At 66.3% G+C, this 17476-nt stretch carries 14 protein-coding genes; 5 read left to right on the top strand and 9 right to left on the bottom strand.

Annotation, left to right across the window (positions count from 1 at the left end; all coding sequences use genetic code 11):
* The first annotated feature begins 345 nt into the window (after positions 1 to 345).
* Positions 346 to 1848: a pyruvate kinase gene (pyk, locus tag D3877_RS07315; RefSeq protein WP_119830005.1), complete on the top strand. Its 1503-nt coding sequence runs from the start codon at positions 346 to 348 to the stop codon at positions 1846 to 1848.
* 75 nt (positions 1849 to 1923) lie between these two features.
* On the opposite strand, the gene D3877_RS07320 is transcribed toward pyk, so the two are convergent.
* The 6 genes from D3877_RS07320 to D3877_RS07340 all read right to left on the bottom strand — a co-directional run bounded on the left by D3877_RS07320 (position 1924) and on the right by D3877_RS07340 (position 7795).
* Complete coding sequence (locus tag D3877_RS07320) at positions 1924 to 3306, bottom strand: hypothetical protein (protein ID WP_119830006.1); 1383 nt, start codon at positions 3304 to 3306, stop codon at positions 1924 to 1926.
* A gap of 151 nt (positions 3307 to 3457) precedes the next feature.
* Positions 3458 to 4015, bottom strand: a complete 558-nt coding sequence (locus D3877_RS07325) for a tetratricopeptide repeat protein (protein ID WP_119830007.1) — start codon at positions 4013 to 4015, stop codon at positions 3458 to 3460.
* 220 nt (positions 4016 to 4235) lie between these two features.
* The gene (gene fusA, locus D3877_RS07330; RefSeq protein WP_119830008.1) at positions 4236 to 6377 is read right to left on the bottom strand and encodes an elongation factor G; all 2142 of its coding nucleotides are present in this window, start codon (positions 6375 to 6377) and stop codon (positions 4236 to 4238) included.
* Between the two features lie 233 nt (positions 6378 to 6610).
* The gene (locus tag D3877_RS07335; RefSeq protein ID WP_119830009.1) at positions 6611 to 6958 is read right to left on the bottom strand and encodes a RidA family protein; all 348 of its coding nucleotides are present in this window, start codon (positions 6956 to 6958) and stop codon (positions 6611 to 6613) included.
* A 91-nt stretch (positions 6959 to 7049) separates the two neighbouring features.
* Entirely contained in the window at positions 7050 to 7244 is a 195-nt protein-coding gene (locus D3877_RS30480) for a trypsin-like serine peptidase (protein WP_238474767.1), read from the bottom strand.
* Positions 7241 to 7795 carry a trypsin-like serine peptidase gene (locus D3877_RS07340; protein ID WP_238474768.1) on the bottom strand — a complete coding sequence of 185 codons (555 nt, stop codon included), beginning with the start codon at positions 7793 to 7795 and terminating at the stop codon, positions 7241 to 7243. The genes D3877_RS30480 and D3877_RS07340 overlap by 4 nt, the downstream gene beginning before the upstream one ends.
* Positions 7796 to 7853: 58 nt before the next feature.
* Between D3877_RS07340 and D3877_RS07345 the strand changes: the two genes are divergently transcribed.
* Positions 7854 to 10094, top strand: coding sequence for a DNA topoisomerase (locus D3877_RS07345; RefSeq protein ID WP_119830010.1), 2241 nt, complete (start codon positions 7854 to 7856; stop codon positions 10092 to 10094).
* Positions 10095 to 10121: 27 nt separating this feature from the next.
* Here the strand turns inward: D3877_RS07345 and zapE are convergent, their stop codons facing one another.
* Positions 10122 to 11291 carry a cell division protein ZapE gene (zapE, locus tag D3877_RS07350; RefSeq protein WP_119830011.1) on the bottom strand — a complete coding sequence of 390 codons (1170 nt, stop codon included), beginning with the start codon at positions 11289 to 11291 and terminating at the stop codon, positions 10122 to 10124.
* 206 nt (positions 11292 to 11497) lie between these two features.
* Between zapE and D3877_RS07355 the strand changes: the two genes are divergently transcribed.
* On the top strand, positions 11498 to 13678 hold the full coding sequence (locus D3877_RS07355) for an ATP-binding protein (protein ID WP_119830012.1): 2181 nt from the start codon (positions 11498 to 11500) through the stop codon (positions 13676 to 13678).
* Between the two features lie 16 nt (positions 13679 to 13694).
* Here the strand turns inward: D3877_RS07355 and pdxY are convergent, their stop codons facing one another.
* A complete protein-coding gene (gene pdxY / locus D3877_RS07360) occupies positions 13695 to 14555 on the bottom strand; it encodes a pyridoxal kinase PdxY (RefSeq protein WP_119830013.1) in 861 nt (286 codons plus the stop codon).
* 296 nt (positions 14556 to 14851) lie between these two features.
* Here pdxY and D3877_RS07365 point away from each other — a divergent pair, with 296 nt between their 5' ends.
* Positions 14852 to 15310 carry a hypothetical protein gene (locus tag D3877_RS07365; protein WP_119830014.1) on the top strand — a complete coding sequence of 153 codons (459 nt, stop codon included), beginning with the start codon at positions 14852 to 14854 and terminating at the stop codon, positions 15308 to 15310.
* A gap of 101 nt (positions 15311 to 15411) precedes the next feature.
* The gene (locus D3877_RS07370; RefSeq protein WP_119830015.1) at positions 15412 to 16290 is read left to right on the top strand and encodes an HpcH/HpaI aldolase/citrate lyase family protein; all 879 of its coding nucleotides are present in this window, start codon (positions 15412 to 15414) and stop codon (positions 16288 to 16290) included.
* A 31-nt stretch (positions 16291 to 16321) separates the two neighbouring features.
* On the opposite strand, the gene ftsY is transcribed toward D3877_RS07370, so the two are convergent.
* Positions 16322 to 17476, bottom strand: coding sequence for a signal recognition particle-docking protein FtsY (ftsY, locus tag D3877_RS07375; protein ID WP_119830016.1), 1155 nt, complete (start codon positions 17474 to 17476; stop codon positions 16322 to 16324).

A 17476-nucleotide genomic window follows, 5' to 3' on the forward strand; every position in this document is an offset into this window, starting at 1 on the left:
TTCAAGCGTCCCGAATTCAGATCCCCCTGAAACCCGGCACGCAAAACGTCGTTCGTACCCGGATAGGGCACGAGAGGGTGCGACTATAGAAAAAGCCCCGAACTTGTCAAGACCAAATCCCGACCGCCGGACCTCATTCGCCGCGACGCACAGCCGTAAACGACCACGCCGACGAACGCAAGCCCGACTCCGCAACCAATCGACGCCCTTTCATCAAGCAGACCCTTGATCGCCGCATAATGATGGGCAACAACCACCTCAACGGATTGTTCGACCCAACGAACGGCCACGGCGCACCAGTCTCTGCCCCATCACCACACGATCAACCTGCGAAGGCTTGCATTCATGACAACGACTGGCACGACGCCGACCGGCGCATCCCCGACTCCGACCGCCGCCGCGCACGGCGGCCCGGCCCACCCCCCGATCCGCCGCTCCCGCCTGACCAAAATCGTGGCGACCCTCGGCCCGGCATCGACCTCGCCGGAGATGATCCGCAAGCTGTTTGAGACCGGCGTCGACGTGTTCCGCCTGAATTTCAGCCATGGCAGCCACGCCGACCACGGCGCCCGCCTGAAGACTCTGCGCGAGTTGGAGGCCGACACCGGCCGCCCCATCGCCATCATGGCCGACCTGCAAGGGCCGAAGCTGCGCGTCGCCACCTTCGCCAACGGCCCGATCACGCTGACCGCCGGGCAAAGCTTTCGCCTGGATTTGTCCAAGGAACCCGGCGACTCGACGCGGGTCGGCATGTTCCACCCGGAGATCTTCGCGGCGCTGACGCCCGACACCGATTTGCTGCTGGATGATGGCCGCGTGCGCCTGCGCGTCGTCTCCTGCGGCCCCGACCACGCCGAGACGGTGGTGATCTCCGGCACCAAGCTGTCCGACCGCAAGGGCGTCAACGTCCCCGGAGTCGTCCTGCCGCTGTCGCCGCTGACCAAGAAGGACCGCGAGGATCTGGCCTTCGCGCTGGAGATCGGCGTCGATTGGGTGGCGCTGAGCTTCGTCCAACGGCCTGAGGACGTCGCCGAGGCCCGCCGCTTGATCGGCGGGCGCGCCTCTCTGCTGTCGAAGCTGGAGAAGCCGCAGGCGATCACCCATCTGGCCGAAATCATCGAGCTGTCGGACGGCATCATGGTCGCCCGTGGCGATCTGGGCGTCGAGCTGCCCGCCGAAGACGTGCCGACCCTGCAAAAGCGCATCGTCCGCGAGTCGCGCCGGGCGGGCAAGCCGGTGATCGTCGCCACCCAGATGCTCGAATCGATGGTCAGCGCCCCGGCCCCGACCCGCGCCGAGGCGTCGGACGTGGCGACCGCCGTTTATGACGGGGCTGACGCGGTGATGCTGTCGGCGGAAACCGCCTCGGGCGATTACCCGCTGGAAGCGGTGTCGATCATGGACCGCATCACCCGCCGGGTGGAGCATGATCCGCTGTACCGCACCATCATGGACGCCCAGCACCCCGACCCGCAGCAGACCGCCGCCGACGCCATCACAGCGGCGGCCCGGCAGGTCGCCCACACGATCCAGGCGGCGGCCATCGTCACCTACACGACGTCGGGGTCCACCACGCTGCGCGCCGCCCGTGAGCGCCCAGAGCAGCCCATCCTCTGCCTGACCTCGGCGTTGGAGACGGCGCGGCGGCTGCAACTGGTGTTCGGCGTCCACGCCGTCCACACCTCCGACGTCGCCAACTTCTCCGAGATGGTGCAGAAGGCGACCCGCGCCGCCCACAAGGACGGCATCGCGCTGGAAGGCCAACGTCTGGTCATCACCGCCGGCGTGCCCTTCGGCACCCCCGGCAACACCAACATCCTGCGCATCGCCTGGGTCGAGGCGGAGTGATCCGCCCTCCCCCACCCGCCGACTGAGAGACCAGCCCCGCCCGCCGCGCCTTCCCGCCCGGCGGGCGGTTCTGCGTCAGGCTGGTTCCGGCACGCGCGCCGTCTCGGTGGCGGGCGTCGGTTCCAGGGGCGCGGTTGCCGCCGCCGCCGGTTGGGAGCGCGCCGCTTCAGGCTCCAACGGCTGATCGGACAGCAGCAACGCCCGCTCGCGGCGGACATGGGGCAGATCGAAGCTCAGCTTCAGTTCAATGTTGCGCCAGACCTGACGCAGCCGTTGGACATGCAAATCCTCGCCAATCGCGCGGACCACCGACTCGAGATTGTCCAGCGTGATGCCGCGATCCTGTTGGACGATGCTTTTGCCGTCGGTTTTCGGCGTGTTCAGCGCCGCCAGCAGCAACGGGCGCGACTCCGGGCGCTCCATGAAGCGTTCAATGTCGAAGATCGTGCGGATGTTGATGGTCCGCAGCGCCTCGATCTGGTCGAGATCCAGCGCCAGAATCAGTTGCGCCTGGGCCACCCAATCCATCGTCTCATAGATGCCGTAGGGGGTTTCAACAAACAGCAGGATTGGATTCGCCGTCGCCAAATTCTGGACATCCTCGATTTCAAACTCGGCCAAACGAAATTTGATCGCCGAGTCGATGCCCATAATCATGTCGATGGGGTATTCGCGGACGAAACCTTGGGCGCGCGGGTCGATCCGCCGGATTTGCAACTGCGGAACCCGGCTCAGCAGCGTTTGCAGCCCCAATTTGGGGAAGAAGCCAACCAGAAAGGCGACGATCAGCTCCGGCATCCGGTCGCTGACCGCGCTGGCCGGAGTCGCCTGCGCCATGTCCATGTAGCCGTGATGCAGCGTGACCGAGGTGATGCAGGCCAAAATGATGTGCGCCGTCACCCGCAGAAAGGAAATCGGCGACAGATCATAGTTGGAGATTCGCCGCACCAGATAATCAATGGACCAGACGTAAGCGCCAAAGAAGGTGAAGGTCAGAACCGCGATGGTCTGCAACTGGTAATCCAGCATGGCCCGCAAACTGGCCGGGTTCTCGGTGACGAGCGTCATGCCGCTGAACAGCGGTTGGAAATGCTCCAGCCGCTCCTTGGTCAACAGCGCGCCGCTGGCGGTGATGAAACCGCTGAACGTCACCATGATGAACACCAGAACCGGCAGGATGTAGGCCCGCCATTCCGACGGCTGTCGTCCCTCGATGTAATGCGGCAGGGCGCGGTATTTGTAAGCGGCGAATTCAAAGGATGGGATCAGCTTGTCCGTGTCGCTGTCGTTGATGCGGAACACGGTTTCCAGATCGGCGATGATCTTCTGGCGCACCGTCTTGATGTTGCTGCGCCCGATGAAGATCGTCAGCGGCAGCAAAAACGACAGGCACAGCAAACCCATCATGCTGATGACCCGGAGTTCCCCGGCCAGCTCAAAAAAATCGTGCGCCGTCATCCCACACCTTGCGTCCGAACGAAAGAAACCGCGCGAAAATAGCGCGAAAAAACGCCATTCACGACGCTTCTTTTATCGTTCTACGCCCATTGCGGGATTTCCAGAAGGGATTTGCTAAAAATAACACCCCCTGGATCGCAGCAAAAAGACCCTACAAAGCAACCCCAACTTTGGTCCGGCGGATCACGTCCGCCTGCTGGCGCACCTTGTCGAGATGGGGGTTGATGGCCAAGGCCGCCTCAAAAGCGCGCAGGGCGGCGGCGGGCTGATCCACCGCCAGATACACCAGACCAAGCTCGGTCAAGGCCCCGAAATGGCGCGGCTCCAGGCTCAGGGCGCGCCGCAGATCCTCCGCCGCCGCCCGGTGATGGCCCAGCATGTAATGCGCGCTCGCCCGCTTGTTCCACCCCTCGGCGTAAGTCGGATCCAACGCGACCACCGCGTCGAAGGCCGCCAAAGCCGCGACATAATCATCGCTGTTGAAGCTGAGCACGCCCGCCCGCATCACCCGGATCGTCTCGGCGTTGGGGTTGTCGAGCCACAGGTCCCAAATATGCTCTTCCACCGATTCCGCATAGGCGGCGTCGGTCGTGGCCCGCAGCGCCTGGAACAAGGGATCCAGACGCAAACTGCCCTGCCCGGCCCCGGCGGGGGCGCCGACGGTCAGCAGGACCAGGGTCATCAGGGAAAGGAAGTGTCGGATCGCCATCGCATAAATTTGCGCCCGGATCCGATGGTTCGCCAACGCCTATTTGGTTACTGACTCTGTCTATTTTCGACAAAAACAATGAAAAGCCGTCACAACAGCCAATTTTGATGACAAAACAGACACGATCACGCGATTCCAGGAGTCGCGGAAACGACAATGGCCAGCGGATTGCTCCGCTGGCCATCGCCAATCACACGATCAACCGACCAAGAACGCCTTATCAGCCGTTCTTGCTGCGACCGGCCACGATTTCGTCGGTGACGTTGCGCGGCACCGGCTCGTAGTGGCTGAACTCCATGGTGTAGGACGCGCGGCCCGAGGTCATGCCACGGAGCTGGCCGATGTAGCCGAACATTTCGTTCAGCGGCACGGTCGCTTCGACGGCGATGTTCGACCCACGCTCGACCTGACCGACGATGGTGCCGCGACGACGGTTCACGTCGCCGATGACGTCACCCAGATAATTGTCGGGGGTGACGACCTCGACCTTCATGACCGGCTCCAGCAGGATCGGGCCAGCCTTGGGCAGGGCCTCGCGGAAGCAAGCCTTGGCGGCGATTTCGAAGGTCAGAGCGTTCGAGTCGACGTCGTGGTACTTGCCGTCCACCAGACGAGCGCGGAAATCGACCGTCGGGTAGCCGGCGAGGACGCCGTCTTCCTTCTGGAGTTCCAGGCCCTTCTTGACCGACGGGACATATTCGCGGGGAACCGTGCCGCCGACCGTCTCGTCGACGAACTCGAAGCCCTCGCCACGCTCGCGCGGCTCGAACACGATCTTCACTTCGGCGAACTGGCCCGAACCGCCGGTCTGCTTCTTGTGGGTGTAGGTGTATTCGATCGGCTTGGTGATCGCTTCGCGGTAGGCGACCTGGGGCTTGCCCATGTTGCCTTCCACGCCGAACTCCGTGCGCATGCGGTCGAGCGTCACTTCCAGGTGCAGCTCGCCCATGCCGCGCAGGATGGTCTGGCCGGTTTCACGGTCGGTTTCCAGACGGAGCGACGGATCGGCGCGAACCATCTTGCCCAGCGCGATGGAGAACTTCTCCTGCTCGGCCTTCGACTTCGGCTCGACCGAGACGCTGATGACCGGCTCGGGGAAGCGCATGCGCTCCAGGATCACCGGCGACGAGGATTCGCAGAGCGTGTCGCCCGTCTCGGTTTCCTGCAAGGAGACCAGCGCCACGATGTCGCCCGCGCGGGCTTCATCCAGCGGGTTGGCTTCCTTGGCGAACATTTCGACCATGCGGCCGATCTTTTCGCGCTTGCCGCGAGTCGAGTTCAGGATCGACATGCCCTTCGTCAGCACGCCCGAATAGACGCGGATGAAGGTCATCGAGCCGTAGGTGTCGTTCAGCACCTTGAAGGCCAGCGCCGAGAAGGGCGCCTCGTCGGAGCTGTCACGCTCGCCGTTCGGGTTGCCGTCTTCGTCCACCGTCTTGATGGCGGGCACGTCGGTCGGGGCCGGCAGCAGATCGACGACGGCGTCGAGAACCTGCTGGACGCCCTTGTTCTTGTAGGACGAACCGCACAGAACCGGCGTGAAGGAGCTGTTCAGCGTGCCCTTGCGCAGACAGGCGCGCAGAACCTCCGGCGAGGGATCCTCACCCGAATCGAGGTAGGCTTCCATCGCCACCTCGTCCTGCTCCAGCGCGGTGTCGACGAGGTCGGCGCGCAGCGCCTTGATGCTCTCGATGTTGTCGAGGTCTTCCTTGACGGTCAGGTTGAGCTTCTGGGCGAGATCGTCCGTGACCTCCCAGATCTCCCACTTGGCGTCCTTGTCGTCCGAGAACCAGACATAGGCCTTCATCTCGATCAGATCGACCATGCCACGGAAGTTGTCTTCCGAGCCGAGCGGAACCTGGATGCAGACCGGACGGGCGTTCAGACGGGCGCGAATCATGTCGACGCAACGACGGAAGTTCGCGCCCGAACGGTCCATCTTGTTGACGTAGCAGATGCGCGGAACGTCGTAATTGTCGGCCAGACGCCAGTTGGTCTCCGACTGCGGCTCCACACCGGCGACGCCGTCGAACACCACGACCGCGCCGTCGAGCACGCGGAGCGAACGGTTCACCTCGATGGTGAAATCGACGTGGCCCGGGGTGTCGATGACGTTGATCTTCTTGTCGCGCCAGAACACGGAAACAGCGGCGGACTGAATGGTGATGCCGCGCTTCTGCTCCTGCTCCATGTAATCGGTCGTCGTCGAGGTCTTGAGATCCTTCGTCTCATGGACGTCGATGATCGTGTGCTTACGACCCGAGTAATACAGGATGCGCTCGGTCGTCGTCGTCTTGCCGGCGTCGACGTGGGCGATGATGCCGATGTTGCGGATGTCAGAAAGTGGCGTTTGGCGCGGCATGTTGCAGTTCCATTGCAGGTACGCGGCGACCGAGGCGCGCCCCGTCAGGGGGCACACGCCTCGGCGGCAGAGGTTGGTCGGGGTTTTACGGGCGATCCGTTAAGGCGTCATTAACATTCCGTAAACCGACGGGCATTCCCATCGGTTTATTGAAGCGCGAGGCCCTCACGAGCGTTTGGGCCACGCCGGCACACCCCAACCGAGGCTGCCGGGTTGCCCCGTTTCCCACCGCCTTACTTGGCGGCAGTGACCTGAATTTCCACGAGATATTCGGGCGCGGCGAGCTTGGCCTCGACCGTGGCGCGGGCCGGCGGGTTGGCCGCGTCGACCCAGGCCTCCCAGGCCTTGTTCATCGCGCCAAAGGTCGCGATGTCCACGAGGTAGATGGTGGCCGACAGAAGCTTGCTCTTGTCGGAACCGGCCTCGGCCAGCAGGGCATCGATCTGGGCCAGGATCTGGCTGGTCTGATTCTCGACATCGGGCGTCGGTTGATCGGCAACCTGACCAGCGAGATAGACCGTGTCCTTGTGGACGACCATCTGGCTCATGCGCGGTCCGGTGTGGAAGCGCTGAATCGACATGACGAAAGGACTCCAGGTTCCGAGGCTAAAGACGCGGCTACCTCTATGCCATTCCCGGCCCGGCGCGAAGCAAAAAATGTGGGAAATCGGTTCAACGCCGCTCGTCACCGCCATTCTGGGGGACAAGCGCCGCAAAACTCGCCACCGGAATCGCACAGTTGCGCGCTTGGCCCCCGGCTGGCCCCGCCGCGACGCCAAGGCCGACAACCCGCCACCCGCCGCCCTCGCGAACCAGCAGGGGGCCGCCGCTGGTTCCCCGCGTCGCGTCGCAATCATGCAGGATCATCCCCCCGCCACGCCCAGCGTCCGGCACTCCCGGTCAGCCGTCAGGATTTGCGCGTGGTCTTGGTTGTAACCGCCGAGCATGACCGGGGTTCCGGCGGGCGGCAGGGGCGTCCAAAGGCCCAACGGCGGGGCGCTGGGCGGGGCGGCCTCCGTCAAAGTCAAGATCGCCCAATCGCTGGCGACGTCCGGAGGAACCGCCAGAGGATCCCGATTTTTGTCCGTCGCGATCGCCGCCACCGACAGGTGCCGGGCGTACGCTCCCCGGTCATAACCGAACAGCGCGTGCAGGGAGGAGGCGGGGAACAGCCGTCGGGTCCGGGGGTTGAGCAGGCAATGGGCTGCCGTCAGCACCCGCGTCGGCGCCACCACCACCCCGGCGCAGCGTCCGCCAAGATTTGTTTGGATGCGCACAATGCTGCGCCAGGGCGCTTCGTCGATCGACACAGGCGCCCGCCGGTCGTCGGCGCCGACACCCGGCAACAGGGGGCGCTCCGCCGCCCTTGCCCACGCCGAACCCAGGGTCGCTGTGGCCAGCGCGACCAAAAGCGCCAACGTCGCGCGCCGTAAATGTTCTTTCTTTGTTTCCATCAGTCCGGTACAATCGCCCACCATGGCCACCCTGATAATCACCGAAAAATCCAGCCAAGCCAAGGATCTGCGCGCCGCGCTCGGTGAGCGGTTCGGTCGCATCCTACCCGCCGAAGGGCATCTGTTGCGGCTGGCCGAACCGGACGAGGTCGATCCGGCGTGGAAGCGCTGGTCTTCCACCCTGCTGAAGCCCGACGGGCTGTACCCGACCAAGCCGGACAGCGGCGGCAACAAGGCGGCCAAGCTCCAGGCCATCCAAGCGGCGCTGAAGGCCTGCGACCATGTGATTCTCGCCACCGACTGCGACCGCGAGGGGCAGTTGATCGGCCAGGAGATTCTGGAGCATGTCGGCTATCGCGGGCGGGTCCAGCGCGCCATCTTCACCGCGCAGGATCCCAAGACCTTGCGCGACGCCTTCGCCAAGCTAAAGCCGAACGCCGAACTGCGCCCGGTGTATGAGGCGGCGGTGGCGCGCCAGCAAGCCGACCAGATTTTCAACCTGTCGCTGACCCGCACGGCCACGAAAACCCTGCTCGCCCCCGGCGCGCGCGGCGTCATCGGCGTTGGCCGGGTGAAGACGCCGACGCTCGCCATCGTCTGCCTGCGCGAGTTGGAAATCCGCAATTTCAAGCCGGAGGATTATTTCGAGGTGGTGGCGACGGCGACCGTCGCCGCCGGCGCCTTCCAGATGCGCCACGCCCCCGCGCCGAAGGACCGGATCAAGGACCGCGCGCGGGCCGAGGCCATCGCCAAGGCCGCCGACCAGCATCGCGGCCCGCTGGCGGTGACGGTGGAGGAGAAGCGGCAGGCCCCGCCCAAGCTCTATGATCTCCCCGCCCTGCAAAAAACCTGCGGCCAGCGTTGGGGCTGGACCGCCGACCGCACGCTGTCGGTGGCGCAGGAACTCTATGACGGCGAGGGGAAGAAGCTCATCACCTACCCGCGCGCTGAGGCCCGCTATCTGGCGGAAAACCAGATCGCCGACGTTCCGGCGGTGGTCGGGGCGCTGACCCGGCTGCGCGGCTTCGCCCATCTTGGCGAGCATATGGACGTCGCCCGCCCGGTGATCCGCAAGGGCAAATCCGGCCATTTCTGCGACCGCGCGCTGGAAGGCGTCTCGCACCACGCGGTCATTCCCAACGTCAATGTGCTGGACGATCTGGACTCGCGGCTGGTTCGGCTGAGCGACGATGAAAAGCGGCTGTTCGCCCTGATCTGCCGCTCCTACCTCGCCGCCGTCATGCCGGATTACGAGTATCGGCAAACCAGCGTCGGCATGGCGGTTCCGCTCGACGGCAAGCCGGTTCCTTTCCGCGCGGTTGGCCGCATTCCGCTGAAACTCGGTTGGAAAGCCGCCTTCGCCTCCGCCGAATCCGACGGCAAGCCGGAGGAGGAGACCGAACAGACCCTGCCGCCCCTGACCGACGGGGAGGCCGCCACCCTGTCCGACCCGAAGGTGGAGGCCAAACGCACCCAGGCCCCGCCACGCTACAACGAAGGCACCCTGGTGGACGCCATGCAAAACGCCTGGCGCTTCGTCGAGGATCCCGCCCTGCGCGACCGGCTGAAGGAGGCCAAGGGCATCGGCACGCCCGCGACTCGCGCCGAGGTCATCAAGGGGCTGCGCAAACAGAATCTCATGGGGGCCGACGGCAAATGGCTGACGCCGACTCCCGCCGGGCTGCAATTGTTTGAGACGCTGCGCGCCGCCGCCCCGGCGCTGGTCGATCCCGGCACCACCGCCCTATGGGAAATGAAACTCGACGCGGTGGTGACGGGCCACGCCGATTTCCGCGCGGTGATCGACGCCATCGCCGGAGAGGCCGGCCGCCTGATCGGCGCTCTGGTCGGCCAACGCGGCCCGACGGTCGATTTGGGCGTCCCTGCCGCGACGGGACGCTTCGGGGCCAAACGCCGCAGCGCCGGGTTCGCCAGCCCGCGCGCCGCCACAACCGCCGGGCCGCGCAAACGCAGCCGAAAAGCCGCCAGCGCGACGGCGACGGATGAAGCGACCACCACGACCGCCAAACCGCGCCGCGCCCGCAAAGCCAAGGCGGACACCGCCGCCAGCGCGCCGGACATCGCGCCGGTCGCTCCCATCTCTGCCGTCCCCGCCTCAGCGGCCCCGCGCCGCAAGGAGCCGACCGACAAGATGCTGGCCTTCGCCCGCAGCCTCGCCGACCGCAAGAAGATTGAGCTTCCGGCCGCCTGTCTGGGCGACTTCGACCAATGCCGCCAGTTCCTCGACCAGCACGCGCGGTGACGCGGCGGGCGGCGAACCGCCCCGCCCTCACGCCAGATGCGGGTTCTTCAGATAATCCTCGGCTTGCATTTCCATCAGGCGGCTGACGGTGCGCTCAAACTCGAAGGCGTGCGTGCCTTCGGGGTAGAGCCGTTCCGGCGGCCCTTCGGCGGCGATCATCACATTGACCCGGTGCTCGTACAGCGCGTCGATCAGCGTCATGAAGCGCTTGGCCTCGTTGCGCAGCTCGTCCTTCATCGTCGGCACGCCGTTAATCAGCACCGTGTGGAAATGGGTGGCGATGGCCAGATAGTCGGCGGCGCCGAAGGGCTTGCCGCACAAATCCCAAAAACCGACCCAGGCGACGCCCTTCGCGGCCCGCTCAATCTCCACCCGGCGGCCTTGCACCAGCAGATGATCCGCTTCGGCCTTCGCCCCGCCGGTCAGCGCGGCGAAGGCGTCGGCCATCGCCCGATCCGCCGTCGGCCCCAGCGGGTGATGATAGATCGGCACGCCCTTCAGCCGGTCCAGCCGGTAATCGGTCGGGCCGTCCAGCGACAGGACGTCCAGCTTCTCTTTCAGCAGGGCGATGAAGGGCAGGAACAGGTTCCGCTGCAAACCATCCTTGTAGAGCATGTCCGGCGGCCAGTTCGACGTCGCCACCACCACCACGCCCAGCTCAAACAGATGGGTGAACAGCCGTCCCAAAATCATCGCGTCGACGACGTTGGTGACGTGGAACTCGTCAAAACACAGCAGCCACGCTTCCCCCGCCAGGGCGCGGGCCAGTTCGGGCAGGCTGTCGTCGGCCCCGCCCGCCTTCACCTTGCCGGATTGGCGGTGGTCGTGGATGCGCTGGTGAACCTCCAGCATGAATTCATGGAAATGGACGCGGCGCTTGCGCTCCACCGGCGCGGTGTCGAAGAACAGATCCATCAGCATGGATTTGCCCCGCCCGACCCCGCCATACAGATACAACCCCTGCGGCGCGTCGGCGGCGACGTCGGGCGGCGGAGCCGCGCGCAGGCGCCCCAACCCGAAGCGGTCCAGCCAACCGCCAACCGCCGTCTTGGCCTCCCCGTTCGCCTGCGGCTGGTAGCCTTTCAGCGCGTGATACAGGCTCTGGAACTTTTCAGCGGCCAGTTCCTGGTCGGGGTCGGGGCGGAGGGTGCCGGTGCCGCGCCGGGCGCGGTACAGCGAAAGCGGACCTTCGGTCATGGGAACTCGCGCGCCTTGGCTGACAGGGGTCTCTTACCTAACCGATGCCATGCTGCGGAGCAACGACAGCATGGCTGGCCAGCGGCGCCCCTGTCGGGCGCGACGTCACCCTGCGACAAGGTTAAGCTTTCTTTACAGAATTCGCTCCTTTAATCAGTGCAGCGCTCATTCCCTGTTTCCCGTTGCCCGCAGGACTCCGCGCCCTTATGGACGATCCCGGATCGACCGACACTCAGCCGCCCCACCGGACCGCGCGCCGGTTGCCGGTGTTGGGCGGGGCCTTGGGGTCCGTGCGCTTTCTGATGATGGCCTCGGGCTTCGCCTTCATCCTGGTCGTCAACAGCCTAATTGGTTACGGCATCCTCCAGCGCCATGGCGAATCCCTGGACGCGGGCGAACGCGCCACCCGCGATCTCGCCCGCATGCTGGAGGCGCAGACCCTGCGCACCGTGTTCGCGGTGGATCAGCTTCTCGCCGATCTGACCTTCGCGCTGAACGCTCACCCGCAGGGCCACAACCGCGACGATCCGGCGATTCAAGCGCATCTGCGCCAGCGGCGCGACGGCTTTCCACAGTTGGCCGATCTGGTGGTGATCGACGCGGCGGGCCGTGTGCTGAATCATTCCGCCGACGCGCCGACGCCGCCCTTCCCCCTGACCGACCGCGCTTATTTCACCGCGCACCAAGCGCCGGGGGCCACCCTCTCGGACAGCGGGCTGTACGCTGGGGCGCCGCTGGCCAGCCGGGTGATGACGGGAAGCAGCGTCATCCCCCTCAGCCGCCGCTGGCCGCTTCCCGACGGGGGCTTTGGCGGGGTGCTGGTCGCCATGATCGACCCGTCGCGTTTGGCCGCGACCCTGGAATCGATGCGGATCGACCGGATGGGCAGCGTCACCCTGGCGCTGACGGACGGCTCCGTCCTGTTGGAGCGCCACAGCCCCGACCAACGCGCCAGCCTCGCCCGGCTGTCGGAATGGCCCGGCGTGGAAGCGGCGCTGGCGGGCAAGGACGACGCCACCATCCGCGCCCTCGCCCCCGACCGGCAGGACAGCATCATCAGCCTGCGGCGGGTGCCCGGATACCCCTTCATCGTCGCCGCGACGCTGCCGCGCAGCGACGCGCTGGCCGACTGGCGCCGCGACACCGCCGCCTGGACCGCCATCGGCGCGGCGATGACCATCGCCATCGCCCTGCTGACCGCCTTCGTCGTCCGCCAGCACGCCCGGCTGGAGGAGGATCAAGCCCAATTGGCCGCCGCCTCACGCCGCATCCGGGGCATTCTTGATTCCATGCTGGACGCCGTCGTCACCTTTGACGCCAACGGTCGGATTCTGACCTTCAACCGCGCCGCCGAGCGGATGTTCGGCGCCAGCGAACGCGCGATGATCGGCCAGCCGATTGAGGCTCTGATTCCCGACGGCCAGTCCAGCGCCAACGACCGCGATCTGACGGCGCTGCGCCGCGACGGCCACGCTTTCCCCATCGGCTTCATGGTCAGCGACCTGCAAGAGGGCGAAGGAGCGATGGACGGCGCGGCGCCGCGCCGCGCCCCCCATGTCTTCGTCGGCGTCATCCGCGACATGACCCGGCGCAAGCGGCAGGAGGCCGAACTCATGGCCTCCAAAACCCAAGCCGAACTGGCCAACCGGGCGAAAAGCGAATTTCTGGCGAACATGAGCCACGAGTTGCGCACCCCGCTCAACGCCATCATCGGCTTCGCCGAAATTCTGACCAGCGAGTTCTTCGGCACGCTGGGCGCCCGGCAGAAAAGCTGCGTGCAGGACATCCAGGACAGCGGCGAGCATCTGCTGTCCATCGTCAACGCCGTGCTCGACATGTCAAAGATCGATTCTGGCCATTACGAGTTGCATGAGGAAGCGGTCGAGGCGCATGACGCGGTGGCGCAATGCCTGATGATGGTCCGCGACCGCGCCGCCGCCAACGGGGTGGAGCTTCACAACGAGGCGACCGCCGCCATCGCCACCCTGTGGGTGGACCGCCGCGCCTTCAAACAGGTGATTTTGAATCTGCTGTCCAACGCGGTGAAATTCACCCCGCGCGGCGGCAGCGTCCGGGTCGCCGCCGCACGGGACGAGGAGGGCGGGTTGAGCTTGATTGTGTCCGACACCGGCATCGGCATTCCCGCCGATTTCATGGCCGATCTGTTCCAGGCCTTCCGCCAAGCGGAAAACAGCGCCAGCCGCCGTTACGAGGGCACCGGGCTTGGCCTGTCGATCTCCAAGAATCTGCTGGACCTGCATGGCGGGTCGCTGGCCTGCGAGAGCGTGGTGGGCAGCGGCACGACGATGACCGTGCGCCTGCCCGCCGCCCGCGTCCTTCCCCTTGGCGCGACCAGCCACGGACACAGCCGCGCGGCGGCGTCCTAACCACCGCTTCGCCGCCTCAGCGCAGACGGGTGGCGGCGAAGCGGCGGGGCGGGTTGACGAAGTCGTCCTGCGCGGCGATCAGTTGCAGCTCGCGCGTGCCCATCCGTCGGGTCGTCTCGAAGATGGCGTAGATCGCCGCCGCCGCCTGCTCCAAGGCCTCCGCCGGGTCGAAGCCCTTCAGATAATGGGCGAGGAACAGCGCCGCCACCGCGTCGCCCGAGCCGTTGGGCGAGGGTTCCAACGCCAGACGCGGCGTCGAGACCAGCCACGCGCCATCCGTGTCATCCACCAGCATTTCGATCCTGTCGGCGGCGGCGTCCTGCCGGGTCAGGCTTGTCACCAACACCAGACGCGGGCCGCGCGCCCGTAGGGCCGCCGTGGCGGCCAGCGCGTCGTCCAACGTGTGGATCGGGTGATCGGCCAGATATTCCAACTCAAACTGGTTCGGCGTCAGCAGATCGGCGGCGGGGACCGCGTGGGTTTTGATGAAGTCCGGCAAGCCGGGCCGCACGAAGAATCCGCGCCCGACGTCGCCCATCACCGGGTCGCAGCAGTAAATCGCTTGCGGGTTGGCGGCCTTGACCCGCGCCGCCGTTTCGACGATCACCTGCCCCAGCCCGACGTCGCCCATATAGCCGGACAGCACGGCGTCGCAGCGGGGCAACACGCCGCGCGCGGCGACGCCATCGACCACGTCGGCGATGTGTTCGGCGGTGAAGACCTGCCCGGTCCAGGCGCCGTAGCCGGTGTGGTTGGAGAATTGGACGGTGTTCACCGCGACGGCGTCGATTCCCAACCGTTGCAGCGGAAACACCGCAGCCCGGTTGCCGACATAGCCATAAGCGACGTGCGATTGGATCGAGAGGACGGTTTTCATGGGCGAAAGCCTATGCGACCCGCCGCCGCCGGTAAACCCATGGAGCGGGCGGGGAGATGGGCGGAAAGGCGCATGGCTGCCATGCCGTTGGCGCGCAACGCCATGCGCCGAAAATCATTCTGATACAGAAACACACTATCATTCTGAATGATTGTTCCGGCATCCGATCAAATCAGGCGTTCCGATGGTGACGAAACCGTCATAGAAAATTGTGCGCTGCAACAAATCATCGCTGGCTCACCGCCGCGCCCCGACTTACCGTTTTCATCATTCAATCACGGCAAAGGGGCGCGGCCATGGCGATCGAGTTCCTGCGGATGAAGCTGCGGCACGCGTCGGGCGCTCTCACCCTGCTGTCCGGCGGGGCGACGCTCCACCCCGACGGCATGATCGATGTGCACGGCGACGCCGTGGATCACGCCGACCGGATCGTTTCGATCCTGGAATCAATCACTTTTCACAAAGCCTCTGATCCCCTGCCCCACGCCCGTGTTCTCGCCGACGACTGCGCGGGCTGCCCGTTGCTGGCCCGCGTCGGCGCGTCCTGCGCCTGCCTGCAAGTGGACCGTTTCCGCGTTGGCGACGCCGAATCGCTGACGCCGATGCAACTCCGCCCCGGACGACCGCCCGCCGAACTGCGCGGGGCCGAGCGCGACCGCCCGCCGTCGCTGTGGCCGGACTTCGCCCGCTTCCGCATGGCCCGCGCGCGCGGCGCCGCCGCCACCCTGCTGCGCGAGTCGGCCTGCGCGGCGTAAACGCCGCCGCGCAGACGTGAGACCCTTCACCCCATGGACAGCGCCGGGCGGCGCGGCTAATCCTGCCGCACCGCCGCTCATCCGCTTTCCGGGGAACAACCATGGCCATGACCGTCCGCCCGCGCCGCAGCGTCCTTTACATGCCCGGCTCGAACGCCCGCGCGCTGGAGAAGGGGCGCGCCCTGCCCGCCGACGGTCTGATTTTGGATCTGGAGGACGCCGTCGCTCCGGACGCCAAGGCGCTGGCGCGCGACACCATCGCCCAGGCCATCGCCGGGGGCGGTTACGGCGGGCGGGAGTTGATCATCCGCAGCAACGGCCTCAACACCCCCTGGGGGTTTGACGATTTGCGGATGGCCGCGACCAGCGGGGCCGACGCCGTGCTGTTGCCCAAGGTGGAAAGCGCCGACGCGGTGCGCCAAGCCGAAGCCGTGCTGCGCGCCGCCGGAGCGCCGGATTCCCTGCGCATCTGGTGCATGATGGAAACGCCGCTCGGCATCCTAAACGCCAAGGAGATCGCCGGGGCCTCCCCCGCCTTGGGCGCGCTGGTGCTTGGCACCTCCGACCTCGCCAAGGATCTGCACGCCGCCCACACCCGCGACCGGCTGCCGATGCTGACCAGCCTTGGTCTGTGCCTGCTGGCGGCGCGCGCCTATGGGTTGGCGGCGCTGGACGGGGTGCATCTGGATTTGAACGACGACGAGGGCTTCGCCTTTTCCTGCGATCAGGGCCGCGCGCTGGGGTTTGACGGCAAGACCTTGATCCACCCGAAGACCATCGCCGCCTGCAACGCCGTCTTCGGCCCGGACGCGGACGAGATCGCCCAGGCCCGCCGCATCATCGCCGCCCACGCCGAAGCCGTCGCGCAGGGCAAGGGCGTGATTCTGGTCGATGGCAAGCTGGTGGAAAACCTGCACGTCGAAAACGCCCGCCGTCTGCTGGCGCTGAACGAGGCCATCGCCGCGTTGGCAGCGGCGTGACCCCCACGCGGACGAGCGCTGAGCGCCGCCGTCAGTCGGCGTTCAACCCCATCAGGGATTTGGCGAAGGCGTCGGCGTCGAACGGGCGCAGGTCATAAACCCCTTCGCCAACGCCGATGGCATGGACCGGCAGCTTGAATTTTTCGGCCAGCGAGACGAGAACGCCGCCGCGCGCCGAACCGTCCAGCTTGGTCAGGATCAGGCCGTTGACGTTGACCATGTCGCGGAAAATCTCGACCTGGCTGTGGGCGTTCTGGCCGGTGGTGGCGTCCAGCGTCAACAGCGTGGTGTGCGGCGCCGTCTCGTCCACCTTCTTGATGACGCGGACGATCTTGCGCAGCTCGTCCATCAGCCCGGCCTTGTTCTGCAAGCGCCCGGCGGTGTCGATCAGCAGCACGTCCACCCCCTCGGCCCGCGCGCGCTCCACCGCGTCATAGGCCAGACCGGCGGCGTCGGCCCCGGTGTCGCGCGCCACGACCTCGCAGCCGGTGCGCTCGCCCCAAATCTTCAACTGGCTGACGGCGGCGGCGCGGAAGGTGTCGCCGGCGGCCAGCATGACGCTTTTGCCCTCCGCGCGGAACTGGCGGGCGAGCTTGCCGATGGTCGTCGTCTTGCCGGTGCCGTTGACGCCGACCAGCAGGATGACGTGCGGCTTGCGCGCCGGGTCAATCACCAGCGGCTGGGCCACCGGGCTGATGATCTTGGCGATCTCCGCCGCCAGGATGCCCTTGACCTCCTCGGGCGTGATCTCCTTGCCGAAGCGGGTGCGCGCCAGCTCCGCCGTCACCTTGGCCGCCGTGACCGGGCCAAGATCGGCGGTGATGAGCAGTTCCTCCAACTCCTCCAGCGCCTCGTCGTCCAGCTTGCGCTTGGTGAAGATGCCGGTGATGCCCTCCGTCAGCTTGGACGAGGATTTCGCCAAGCCTTCCTTCAGGCGGGAGAACCAGCCCTTCTTGGTCGGCGGCGGCTCGTCGATTTCCGTCTCAGGCTCCGGCGCGGCGACGGGTTCCGGTTCGACGAAGGCCGCGATCACGGATTCGGGCGGTGGCGCTTCGACGGCGGATTCAACGGGGAGAGGCGCCGCCTCATCCAGACGCTCATCGTCGAACGGCGGGACATCCGCCGGAGCGTCGGGCTTGCGGGCGTCGTCTTCGGGCTTCTTGCGGCCGAACCAGCGCAAAATCAT

The sequence above is a fragment of the Azospirillum cavernae genome (assembly GCF_003590795.1).
GTDB lineage: Bacteria > Pseudomonadota > Alphaproteobacteria > Azospirillales > Azospirillaceae > Azospirillum > Azospirillum cavernae.

Excerpts from the sequence above, each read along its gene's own strand:
- pyk (WP_119830005.1), top strand. The coding sequence starts at position 346 with ATGACAACGACTGGCACGACGCCGACCGGCGCATCCCCGACTCCGACC.
- D3877_RS07320 (WP_119830006.1), bottom strand. The coding sequence starts at position 3,306 with ATGACGGCGCACGATTTTTTTGAGCTGGCCGGGGAACTCCGGGTCATC.
- D3877_RS07325 (WP_119830007.1), bottom strand. The coding sequence starts at position 4,015 with ATGGCGATCCGACACTTCCTTTCCCTGATGACCCTGGTCCTGCTGACC.
- fusA (WP_119830008.1), bottom strand. The coding sequence starts at position 6,377 with ATGCCGCGCCAAACGCCACTTTCTGACATCCGCAACATCGGCATCATC.
- D3877_RS07335 (WP_119830009.1), bottom strand. The coding sequence starts at position 6,958 with ATGTCGATTCAGCGCTTCCACACCGGACCGCGCATGAGCCAGATGGTC.
- D3877_RS30480 (WP_238474767.1), bottom strand. The coding sequence starts at position 7,244 with ATGATCCTGCATGATTGCGACGCGACGCGGGGAACCAGCGGCGGCCCC.
- D3877_RS07345 (WP_119830010.1), top strand. The coding sequence starts at position 7,854 with ATGGCCACCCTGATAATCACCGAAAAATCCAGCCAAGCCAAGGATCTG.
- zapE (WP_119830011.1), bottom strand. The coding sequence starts at position 11,291 with ATGACCGAAGGTCCGCTTTCGCTGTACCGCGCCCGGCGCGGCACCGGC.
- D3877_RS07355 (WP_119830012.1), top strand. The coding sequence starts at position 11,498 with ATGGACGATCCCGGATCGACCGACACTCAGCCGCCCCACCGGACCGCG.
- pdxY (WP_119830013.1), bottom strand. The coding sequence starts at position 14,555 with ATGAAAACCGTCCTCTCGATCCAATCGCACGTCGCTTATGGCTATGTC.
- D3877_RS07365 (WP_119830014.1), top strand. The coding sequence starts at position 14,852 with ATGGCGATCGAGTTCCTGCGGATGAAGCTGCGGCACGCGTCGGGCGCT.
- D3877_RS07370 (WP_119830015.1), top strand. The coding sequence starts at position 15,412 with ATGGCCATGACCGTCCGCCCGCGCCGCAGCGTCCTTTACATGCCCGGC.
- ftsY (WP_119830016.1), bottom strand. The coding sequence starts at position 17,476 with ATGATTTTGCGCTGGTTCGGCCGCAAGAAGCCCGAAGACGACGCCCGC.